At 73.4% G+C, this 10,462-nt stretch carries 9 protein-coding genes; 4 read left to right on the forward strand and 5 right to left on the reverse strand.

The genetic code is table 11. The features are described from left to right. Window positions 1-10 precede the first annotated feature (10 nt). The 3 genes from MXD62_RS06530 to MXD62_RS06540 all read right to left on the reverse strand — a co-directional run bounded on the left by MXD62_RS06530 (window position 11) and on the right by MXD62_RS06540 (window position 2,632). Window positions 11-1,048 carry an aldehyde reductase gene (locus tag MXD62_RS06530; protein ID WP_248828526.1) on the reverse strand — a complete coding sequence of 346 codons (1,038 nt, stop codon included), beginning with the start codon at window positions 1,046-1,048 and terminating at the stop codon, window positions 11-13. Further along, on the reverse strand, window positions 1,045-1,467 hold the full coding sequence (locus MXD62_RS06535; RefSeq protein ID WP_368862328.1) for a MerR family transcriptional regulator: 423 nt from the start codon (window positions 1,465-1,467) through the stop codon (window positions 1,045-1,047). Before MXD62_RS06535 ends, MXD62_RS06530 begins: the two co-directional genes overlap by 4 nt. Before the next feature lie 184 nt (window positions 1,468-1,651). Further along, window positions 1,652-2,632 carry a heme o synthase gene (locus MXD62_RS06540; protein WP_248828528.1) on the reverse strand — a complete coding sequence of 327 codons (981 nt, stop codon included), beginning with the start codon at window positions 2,630-2,632 and terminating at the stop codon, window positions 1,652-1,654. An 855-nt stretch (window positions 2,633-3,487) separates the two neighbouring features. Here MXD62_RS06540 and tal point away from each other — a divergent pair. The 4 genes from tal (at window position 3,488) to pgl (ending at window position 8,170) form a co-directional block, all read left to right on the forward strand. Continuing rightward, entirely contained in the window at window positions 3,488-4,597 is a 1,110-nt protein-coding gene (tal, locus tag MXD62_RS06545) for a transaldolase (protein WP_248828529.1), read from the forward strand. Window positions 4,598-4,777: 180 nt separating this feature from the next. Further along, window positions 4,778-6,310: a glucose-6-phosphate dehydrogenase gene (gene zwf, locus MXD62_RS06550; protein WP_020459676.1), complete on the forward strand. Its 1,533-nt coding sequence runs from the start codon at window positions 4,778-4,780 to the stop codon at window positions 6,308-6,310. A gap of 34 nt (window positions 6,311-6,344) precedes the next feature. Further along, window positions 6,345-7,367, forward strand: a complete 1,023-nt coding sequence (locus tag MXD62_RS06555; RefSeq protein ID WP_248828530.1) for a glucose-6-phosphate dehydrogenase assembly protein OpcA — start codon at window positions 6,345-6,347, stop codon at window positions 7,365-7,367. Beyond that, the gene (pgl, locus tag MXD62_RS06560; RefSeq protein WP_248828531.1) at window positions 7,364-8,170 is read left to right on the forward strand and encodes a 6-phosphogluconolactonase; all 807 of its coding nucleotides are present in this window, start codon (window positions 7,364-7,366) and stop codon (window positions 8,168-8,170) included. Before MXD62_RS06555 ends, pgl begins: the two co-directional genes overlap by 4 nt. A 99-nt stretch (window positions 8,171-8,269) precedes the next feature. On the opposite strand, the gene MXD62_RS06565 is transcribed toward pgl, so the two are convergent. Beyond that, window positions 8,270-8,662 (reverse strand): PLDc N-terminal domain-containing protein, encoded by a 393-nt coding sequence (locus MXD62_RS06565; protein WP_251081352.1) that lies wholly within the window; start codon window positions 8,660-8,662, stop codon window positions 8,270-8,272. Window positions 8,663-8,866: 204 nt separating this feature from the next. Continuing rightward, complete coding sequence (locus tag MXD62_RS06570) at window positions 8,867-10,387, reverse strand: serine/threonine-protein kinase (RefSeq protein ID WP_248828600.1); 1,521 nt, start codon at window positions 10,385-10,387, stop codon at window positions 8,867-8,869. Window positions 10,388-10,462 lie beyond the last annotated feature (75 nt).

Genomic DNA, 10,462 nt, shown 5'->3' on the forward strand with positions numbered 1-10,462 from the left:
CGGTCAGGGCTCACCCAGGTCCGGGTGTTCCGGCTTCCTGATCCACCAGGTTGAGGTCGAGGAGGCTGCGGGCGGTGGCGAGCACGGCCTGTTCGTTCGTCCGTGGCTGCCAGCCCAGGATGCGCCGGGCTTTCGCGTTCGAGATCGTTCTGCGCCCGCCTACCTGGTGTGCCGCGGTGTGCGGCGGGGCGCCGGGCTCGTCGGGGATCACCCGGGTCGGTACGTGGGCGGCCTCGGCGCCCAGGCGGTCGCGCAGCAGGTGGGCGATGGCGGGCAGGCTGTACTCGGCACCGGCGACGGCGAGGAACCGCTGGCCCGCCGCAGCCGGGCTGTTCATGGCCAGGAGATGCAACTCGGCGACGTCGCGGACGTCGACGACCCCGAAGTACAGGCGGGGGATGGCGGGCATGGCACCGGCGAGCAGCTGCCGTACCAGGTCGATGGAGCTGGCGTAGTCCGCGCCCAGCACCGGCCCGAAGATCCCGACCGGGTTGATCACCGCGAGTTCCAGCGTTCCGCCCTCGCGCCGCACGAAGTCCCACGCGGCGCGCTCGGCGAGGGTCTTCGACTTCGCGTACGCGCTGAGGCCGGGCTCGGCGGGATCGGTCCAGTCGTCCTCGGTGTAGGCCGCACCCCCAGGTTTGGGGCTGTACCCCACGGCGGCGAACGACGAGGTCAGCACCACCCTGCGCACCCCGGCGTCCCGCGCGGCGCGCAGCACCCGCACCGCGCCGTCGCGAGCGGGAACGATCAGCTCGTCCTCATGCTCCGGCGGTCCGCCCGGGAACGGCGAGGCCACATGCAGGACCACCTCACAGCCCGCGGCCGCCTCGGCCCAACCGTCGTCCCGGGTGAGGTCAGCTACCGCGAAGGTCAACCGCTCGTCCGGCTCGGCCCCACCACGGGTGACCATCTCCCGGACGGCGTCCGCCCGCGACCACGATCGGACCGTCGTGCGAACCTGATGGCCCTGGGCGAGCAGCGCGACGATCGTGTGTGCTCCCACGAAACCCGAGCCGCCGGTCACCAGCACCCTCGGCCCACTCATCGCAGCTCCCCGGCGGCATCGGTGACCACGTCCATGGCACGCATCTCCGCGTCGACGTCTCCGCGATCACGGGCGGCCCACAGGTCGGCCTTGGCCCGCAGGTAGCGAAGCCGGACCTCAAGCCGTGCGATCTCGCCGGCCACCCGCGCCGCGTGGCCGGCGAACAGGGCCTGCTGCTCCGCCGCCGCCTCCCGGCCGCGCGGCAGCAGCCGCAGGTAGCGACGCATGTCCTCGATCGACATGCCGCTGGTCCGCAGGCACGCGAGCGACTCGATCGTCCCCACCAGCCGCGGGTCGTAGCAGCGGTGCCCGCTCGACTCGTCCCGCGGCACCGGGCCGAACAGGCCCACCCGTTCGTAGTAGCGCAGCGTCGGCTCGGTGAACCCCGTCCGCCGCGACACCTCCTGAATCGTCAGCATCATCCGCACGTCCGTCTCCGTCATGGCTCCAGGCTGACGAACCTCAAGCGCTTCAAGTCAAGCGTGCGCCGAGCGCCGCTGACCGCCCCCGGAACCGACGACGCCCGTCACCCTGGACGCGGGTGACGGGCGGAGGTCAGCTGACAGCGGTGCCGGATCGCGGTGGTGCCAGAGGAGGGCAGGGTCAGAGCAGCGCCGCGGCGGCCAGGGCCGCGAAGAGCAGGGTCAGGTACGTGATGGACATGTGGAACAGGCGCATCGGGCTGATCTCGTCACCACGCTTGGCCCGGGCGGCCATCCGGTGGGCCTCTGCGACGAACCAGGCGCCGAGCAGGACCGCCGGGACCAGGTAAACCAGGCCGATGTCGGCCACCGGGGCGACGGCGAGGGACACCGCGACCATCAGGTAGGAGTAGGCCAGGATGCGGCGGGTGACGACCTCGAGCGTGGCCACCACGGGGAGCATCGGGACGCCGGCGGCGGCGTAGTCGTCCTTGAAGCGGATCGCCAGCGCCCAGAAGTGCGGCGGCGTCCAGAAGAACACGACCGCGAAGAGCAGCACGGCGGGCCAGCCGACCGTGCCGGTCACCGCGGACCAGCCGATCAGCACCGGGAAGCAGCCCGCCGCGCCGCCGATGACGATGTTCGACGGGGAGCGCCGCTTGAGGCCGAGCGTGTAGACGAAGACGTAGAAGGCGATGGCCCCGACGGACAGCACGGCCGACGTCCAGTTGACGAGCAGGCCGAACATGAGCGTCGAGATGATGCCGAGAGCGATGCCGAAGCGCAGCGCCTGGGCGGGCTCGACGACCTCCCGGACGAGCGGGCGGCGTTTCGTGCGGCCCATGAGCTGGTCGATGTCGCGGTCGACGTAGCAGTTGATCGTGTTGGCGCTGCCGGCGGAGAGAGTGCCGGCGAGCAGCGTCACCGCGATCAGCCACCAGGACGGCATCCCGCGCTCGGCGAGGAGCATGACCGGCACCGTGGAGACGAGGAGCAGCTCCACGACCCGCAGTTTCATCAACGCTATGTAGGAACGGGCCCGGTCGGTCGCCCGGGCCAGTCGGCCGCGGGGAACGACCAGGACATCACCGGACGGCTCCGCCCCGGCGGCCGGCGCCGCGGGTACCGGGACGGCGGGTACCGGGACGGCGGCGGAGGTCACGGCAACACGCGGCGGTTGACCCGCGCCCGCGGCGGGAAGGGCCCGCGGGGCAGGTCCCGCCGTGGCCGGACGGCCACCGCTCGACGTCACCGGGCGGCGGGGCAAGCCCTGCCGGTGGCGAACAACGGCCTCGGGAGACAGAACGACCTCGCGATCGGCGCGGTCATCCAGCGAACCGCGCGGGACGGTGCCCGAGAGAGGGCGTGGGTGGTGTTCTACGACGTGTCGGAGTCTAGCTGCCAGGAGCCGGGCAGTGCGCGTGGGCTGCGTCCCGACGGGGGTCCGCACCCCGCGTGTGGGCGCCGTCCACCGGGGGCGCCGGGCTTGCTGTGCGCAGACCGCGCGCGTCGCCGCCGCCCGCGGCCACGGGCTGGTGACGTCGGCGGCCGCGGCCGGGCGACGTCGGCTGCCGCGGCGGACGGCGGCAGGCCAACGGAAAGCCAGTGTTCTTCGGCACGTTCCCGGTGTGCCACTCGGACACGGACACTGGGGTGAGGATCACGCATGCGGGTAGGGCCGAGGGCAGGGACATCTGGCACGGTCGCCGTAAGCAGTAAGGAAGGCGGCGCGAGGCAGTGACGATTTCGGCCGGGACGCCCGCGTCCGCCGCACCTGGCCGCGCCATGGCGACGGAGGGCCGTCCGGCCGGGTGCGATCATTGTGGGGGACGAAGACCCATCGTGGGCCGCGCGACGACGCGCCGGTCCATCCGACGATCAGCCCATCCGACGATCAGCGGGCCCGGCGACGCCGGTGCCCGGCGGGGACGCCCCGAACGATAAGCCCACCCACGGACCACTGCACCGACCGCACCACTGCGGCGTGACGACACGGCCGCGGAGAGGACTACGTCCGATGAGCAAGCCCCTGTCCGACCTGTCAGCCGCCGGCGTGGCGGTGTGGCTGGACGACATCAGCCGCGAGCGGATCCGGACCGGCAACCTCGCCGAGCTCGCCCGCACCCGCAGCGTCGTCGGCGTCACCAGCAACCCGACGATCTTCCAGAAGGCCATCGGCGGCGGTGAGACGTACAACGAGCAGCTGCGTGACCTGGCCGTCCGCGGGGTCGACGTGGGCGAGGCCGTCCGCGCGATCACCGCGGCGGACATCCGCGACGCCTGCGACATCCTGCGGCCCGCCTACGACGCCAGCGCCGGCGTCGACGGCCGGGTCTCCCTCGAGGTCGACCCGCGGCTCGCGCACGAGACCGAGCGCACGGTCGCCGAGGCCCGTGCCCTGTGGTGGTCGGTCGACCGGCCGAACCTGTTCATCAAGATCCCGGCGACGAAGGGCGGCCTGCCGGCCATCACCGCGACCCTGGCGCAGGGCATCAGCGTGAACGTGACGCTGATCTTCGCGCTGGACCGCTACGAGGCCGTCATGGCCGCGTTCATGACCGGTCTGGAGCAGGCCCTCGCCGCCGGTCGGGACATCTCCGACGTGGCCTCCGTCGCGTCCTTCTTCGTCAGCCGCGTCGACAGCGAGGTGGACGGCCGGCTCGCGAAGATCGGCACGCCGAAGGCGGAGGCCCTGCGCTCGAAGGCCGCGATCGCCAACGCCCGGCTCGCCTACGAGCTGTACGAGAAGACCTTCAACACGCCGCGCTGGGAGCGGCTCGCCGCCGCCGGCGCGAAGCCCCAGCGCCCGCTGTGGGCGTCGACATCGACGAAGGACCCGGCGCTGCCGGACACCCTCTACGTGACGGAGCTGATCGCCCCGGGCACCGTCAACACGATGCCGGAGGCGACGCTCGAGGCGTTCGCCGACCACGGGGTCGTGCCCGGCGACACCATCACACCCAACTACGAGGACGCCCGCGCCGTCCTGGCCGAGCTCGCCGAGCTCGGAGTGGACATGGCCGACGTCGTCGAGGTGCTGGAGGTCGAGGGCGTCCGCAAGTTCGAGGACTCCTGGAACCAGCTCCTCGACACCATCCGCGAGCAGCTCGGCTCCGCCGCGTCCTGACCGTTCCGCCGGTCCGGCCCCGTCCGCCCGACCCGTCCGTCCGACCTGCTCCGCCCGGCCGCGCCATCCCGCCTGGGCAGACCGGGCCGGCCGGCGGGAGTATCGGGGAGGCGGACCGGCGGTGACACGGGCCGCGGTCACCATGAATCGCGAGCACCACGAACTGTGAAGGGGGAACGGGTGGCGTCCACCGCTAGTGGCAACCCACTGCGGGATCCACGGGACCGGAGGCTGCCGCGGCTGCCGGACAACAGCGCGCTGGTGGTTTTCGGCGCGACCGGTGACCTGGCCCGCAAGAAGCTCATACCGGCCGTCTACGATCTCGCGAACCGGGGGCTGCTCCCGCCGGGTTTCGTCCTGGTCGGCTTCGCCCGCCGGGACTGGAGCGACGACGAGTTCGCCGCCTTCGCCCGCGAGTCGGCGGAACGCGGCGCCCGGACACCGTTCCGCGAGGACACCTGGGAGCGGCTCGCCGGCTCCCTGCGGTTCTGCCAGGGCTCGTTCTCCGACGACGCCGCGTTCGACGGCCTCGCCGCGACGCTGACCGACCTGGAGCACAGCCACGGGATCCGGGGCAACGCGGCCTTCTACCTGTCGATCCCGCCGACGGCTTTTCCCGTCGTCCTCAAACAGATGCAGCGGACGGGCCTGGCCTCCAACGAGGCCGCGGGCGGCTGGCGCCGGGTCGTCATCGAGAAGCCGTTCGGGCACGACCTGGAGTCCGCGCGCGAACTGAACTCGCTGGTCGACGACGTCTTCACCCCCGACGACGTCTTCCGCATCGACCACTACCTGGGCAAGGAGACAGTTCAGAACCTCTTCGCCCTGCGGTTCGCCAACACCCTTTTCGAGCCGATCTGGAACTCCCACTTCGTCGACTCGGTGCAGATCACCATGGCCGAGGACGTCGGCATCGGCACCCGGGCCGGCTTCTACGACGAGACCGGCGCGGCCCGCGACGTCCTGCAGAACCACCTGCTGCAACTGCTGGCGCTCACCGCGATGGAGGAGCCGGTCAGCTTCGGCGCGGACACCATCCGCACCGAGAAGCTGAAGGTCCTGCGGGCGGTGTCGCTGCCCGACGACTACGCCACGTTCGCCGTGCGCGGGCAGTACTCGCAGGGTTGGCTCGCCGGCGAGCGGGTCCGCGGCTACCTTGAGGAAGCCGACATCCCGGCGGACTCGACGACGGAGACCTTCGTCGCGGTGAAGCTCGGTGTCGAGACGCGACGCTGGGCCGGCGTGCCGTTCTACCTGCGGACGGGCAAGCGTCTGCCGCGGCGGGTCACCGAGATCGCGATCACCTTCACCAAGGCGCCGCACCTGCCGTTCGACGAGACCGACACCGCCGAGCTGGGCAACAACCAGCTGGTGATCCGGGTGCAGCCGGACGAGGGCGTCACGCTGCGCTTCGGCTCGAAGGTCCCCGGCTCGGCCATGGAGGTGCGCGACGTCGCCATGGACTTCCTGTTCGGCGAGGCGTTCACCGAGGCGCTGCCCGAGGCCTACGAGCGCCTGATCCTGGACGTCCTGCTCGGCGACGCGACGCTGTTCCCGAACAACGCCGAGGTCGAGGAGTCGTGGCGGATCATCGACCCGCTCGAGGAGTTCTGGCGGAGCACGAAGCCGCACACGTACCGGGCCGGGAGCTGGGGCCCGGCGGCGGCCGACGACATGCTCGCCCGCGACGGCCGCCGGTGGCGCCGGCCATGACCCGCTATCCGCGCCACGCCGAAGGGAGACTGTCATGACCACCCTGTGGGACACCACCGGATCGGCGGTGGTCAAGGCGCTGTCCGCCGAGCGGCGGGCCGCCGGCGCGCTCGCGTTCGGCCTGGCGCTGACGCTCGTGGTGGTCGTGGACGAGCAGCACGTCAGCCAGGCGGAGAGCGCCGCCACCGCGGCCGCCGCCGCCCACCCGTGCCGGCTGTTGATCGTTGTGCGCCGGCAGATCGACTCGCCGCACCCTCGGCTGGACGCCGAGGTGTCGATCGGCGGCCGGCTGGGGCCCGGCGAGGCCGTCGTGATGCGGATGTCGGGCCGGCTCGCGCTGCATGCCGAGTCGGTCGTGCTCCCGCTGCTCGCGCCGGACGCCCCCGTGGTCACCTGGTGGTACGACGCTCCCCCGGAGAAGATCGCCTACGACCCGCTCGGCGTGTTCGCCGACCGCCGGGTCACCGGGACCTACGCGGCCCACGACCCGCTGGCCGCGCTGCTGCAGCGGGCCGAGGACTTCGTCCCCGGTGACACCGACCTGGCCTGGACCCGCATCTCGGGGTGGCGCACCCTGCTGGCGGCCGCGTTCGACCAGGTCTCCGAGCCGGTGGGGCCGGCGACGATCGTCAGCGAGCCGGGCAACCCCAGCGCCCGCCTGTTCGCCGGCTGGCTGCAGGCGAAGCTGCGGGTCCCGGTGACGATCACCGATGCGCCGGGCAAGAAGGGCATCCAGAGCGTCCGCCTGGCGGTGGGCGACGGCGAGCTCTCACTGGCCCGCACGGACAGCCGTTCGGCCGGTATCACCCGCACGGGTTACCCGACCAGGGTGCTGCCGCTGCCCGAACGAGGGCTGGGTGACCTGCTCGCGGAGGAGCTGCGCCGCCTCGACGACGACAGCGTGTACGCCGAGGCGCTCTCGGCCTGGAGCGGCGTCCCGGATCTGAACAGCCGACCGCTGCACCGCGAGCACATCTGGCGCGATCCGGCGCTGGAGCGCTCCGAGGCGGCACTCGCGGCGATCCCACCCGCGCCGATCCCGCCCGCGGCGTCGTGACGCCGCCCGTGCCCGCGGGCGGCGGGCCCGCTCCGGAACCGCCCACGGTGGTCGTCCACGCGGACGCCGGCGTGCTCGCGCGGGCGGCGGCGGCGCGGCTCATCACCGCGCTGGTGGACGCCCAGGCGGCGCGCGGCGAGGCCTCGATCGTGCTCACCGGCGGCGGCATCGGCGTGGCGCTGCTGCGCGCGGTGCGGGCCAGCCCCGCGGTGGACGCGGTCGACTGGGCCCGGGTGGACGTCTGGTGGGGCGACGAGCGCTTCGTGCCGGCGGACTCCCCCGACCGCAACGACCAGCAGGCCCGGGAGGCGCTGCTCGCGCACGTTCCGGTGGATCCGACGCGGGTCTTCCCCATGGGCCACCTCGCGGGAGCGGGCGGCGACGGCGAGGGTGGCGGCGGTGTCGCCGAGCCGGAGACGGCCGCCGCGGCGTACGCGGAGGCGCTCGCGGCGCGGGCGGTGGCCGGTTCCGCCGTTCCGGCGTTCGACGTCCTGCTGCTCGGGCTCGGGCCGGAGACGCACGTCGCGTCGATCTTCCCCGACTCGCCGGCGGCGGTGGCCACCGGGACGGTGACCGCCGTCCGGGACTGCCCGAAACCGCCGCCCACCCGGGTGACGCTGACGTTCCCCGCGCTGCGGGCCGCCCGTGAGGTCTGGGTGGTCGTCGCCGGGGAGGAGAAGGCTGAGGCGGTGGCGAACGCGCTGACGCCCGGCGCGGATCCGGTGGCCTTCCCGGCAGCCGGCGCGGTGGGCCGGGAGCGCACGCTCTGGCTGGTCGACCGCGCCGCCGCGTCCCGGCTCTGAGCGAAACTCCCGCGGAGGTCGCGGACAGGCGCGACCCCCGCGGGAGGCAGTGGCGGCCGGGAGGAGACCGGCTGTGCCCGGTTCAGGCCAGGATCTCGTTCAGGCCAGGATCTTCGTCTTCTCCCGTTCGAACTCGTTGGTGCTGATGACGCCGTGGTCGCGGAGGTCCGCAAGCCGGCTGAGCTCGTCGGCGGCGCTCGGCCGGCCGGCGGCCGCGCGGACCTCGGTGCGCCACATGTCGGCCTGGGATGCCGCCTGCCGGGCCTGGCGGTCGTGCATGGAGCTGCCCCTGATGATCAGGTAGGCCAGCAAACCGATCAGCGGCAGGACGATGATCAGCACCGTCCAGCCGGCCTTGCCCCAGCCAGAGAGATCATGGCTGCGGAAGACGTCGGTGATCACCGTGAACATCAGGAACAGCCACATCGTGAAACAGAAGAACCACAGCATGTAAAGGAAGACGCTGAGCAGCGGGAAGTCGGGGTCCACCATTTCTCCTCTCACCGTCGCGGCCCACCGGACCGCGGCACCGCGGCCGCGGATCGGGCGACGCGGCGGCCGCCGGCCGGAGCTCACGGGCACTCCGCCGGCGTGACCGACCTGCCGGCGAGACCCGACTCATACCCACTCGGTGCGCCGCGGCGCACCGCCACGCTCACCCGACGGGGGTGAACCGGCCGACACCGCCCCCGCTGGTCAGCGCCGGGTGAGTACGCCGGTACCCGTTGAGTTGATGTTCGTCGCGGGGAACGTGTAGGCGAGCCGCCCGTCGGGGCGAAGAGCCAGCACGAGCCGCTCGGCGCCACGACACAGCGCGCCCGAGCGGAACAGCCGTTCCTGGACTGTGACACGGTCAGCGCCGGCCTCCAGGAGGCGCAGCCGCGCGGCGCAGCCGTCCGTCGGATAGTCGCTGTCGCCGACGATCTCGCCGATGCCGCCGCGTCTGAGCACGACCTCGACGCCGAACTCGATCGGTCCCTGGGTCACCGATCCGACCCACGTGCCGGCCATGCCGGCGGGCAGCAGATCGGCGGCGGGCGGTGGGCGCTCGTCCCGCGCGGCCCAGAGCAGCCCGGCGGCGACCAGGACGAGCACGAGCCCCACGCCGGCGGCGAGCGCGACCAGTGGACGGCGCCGGCGCGGGCCGTCCGGGAGAGGCGCCGGCCACGGCGCAGGCACTGGCCGTGCTGGTGGCACTGGCCGCGGGGCGGACCCGGCCGTTGGCGGGGCGGCCGTCTGCCGCCGCGCTGGCCGGGCGGCGGGCGGCTCGGTCGGTGGTCGCGTGGTCGGTGGTCGCGTGGCAGCATTGTCCGGCTCGCCGGGGACCAGCCGCAGCACGCGGGTGAGCAGGACCTCCGCGCCCTCCGCGCTCAGCCTCGCCTGTGGGTTCTTGACCAGCAGGCCGCCGATCGCCGGCCACAGCGCGTCGGTGTCCGTCAGCGCGGGTGGATCGACGTGCAGGACCGCGCCGAGGGTGAGCGGCACCGTCTCGCGGGCGAACGGCGGGATGCCTCCGGCGGCGAAGTAGAGGGTGGCGCCGAGGGAGAACAGGTCGGCCGCGAGCGAGGCCGGGCCCCGGGTGATCCGTTCCGGCGCGAGGTAGGCGGGGGTTCCCGCGCTGCCGCTCGCGCCCGCGTCGGTCGTGTCCGCGACGTTGGTGGCGATGCCGAAGTCGGTGAGCAGCACCCGCCCGTCGTCGGCGAGCAGGATGTTCGACGGCTTCACGTCACGGTGCAGGAGGCCGACCCGCTGGCCGGCGGTCAGCGCGTCCAGGACGGCGAGCCCGATCTCGGCCACCCGGCGCGGCGGCAGCGGTCCGCCGCGGCGGACCGCTGTGTCCAGCGACGTGGCGGCGACCAGCTCCATGACGATCCACGGCAGGCCGCCGTCCTGGATGACGTCGGTCACCGAGACCACGTGCGGGTTCGCCCGCAGCTGGGCGGCGTTGCGGGCCTCGCGCACGGCCGCGGCCAGCCGTTGCGGGTCGGCGCCGTCCGGGCCTGGCGCGCCCGCGCGACCGCCGATCCAGATGGCCTTCACGGCCACCTCGGCCCGCAGCAGCACGTCGAGGGCGCGCCAAACCGTGCCCATCGAGCCGGCGCCGACGCATTCGATCAGCCGGTAGCGGCCGGCGACGACCCGACCGGCGACGATCGATCCGGCGGAGCCGGTCATCTCTGCCGGGCCCGGGCCGAACGAACCGCCGTCGCGCGGCATCGCCGGCCCGGCGCCCTGCGGTGGGCCCCGGCCGTGGACCGCGCCCCCCCCCCCGGCGGCCCCCCCCCCCCCCCG

This window comes from Frankia sp. Mgl5 (genome assembly GCF_023242985.1).
Taxonomy (GTDB): domain Bacteria; phylum Actinomycetota; class Actinomycetes; order Frankiales; family Frankiaceae; genus Parafrankia; species Parafrankia soli.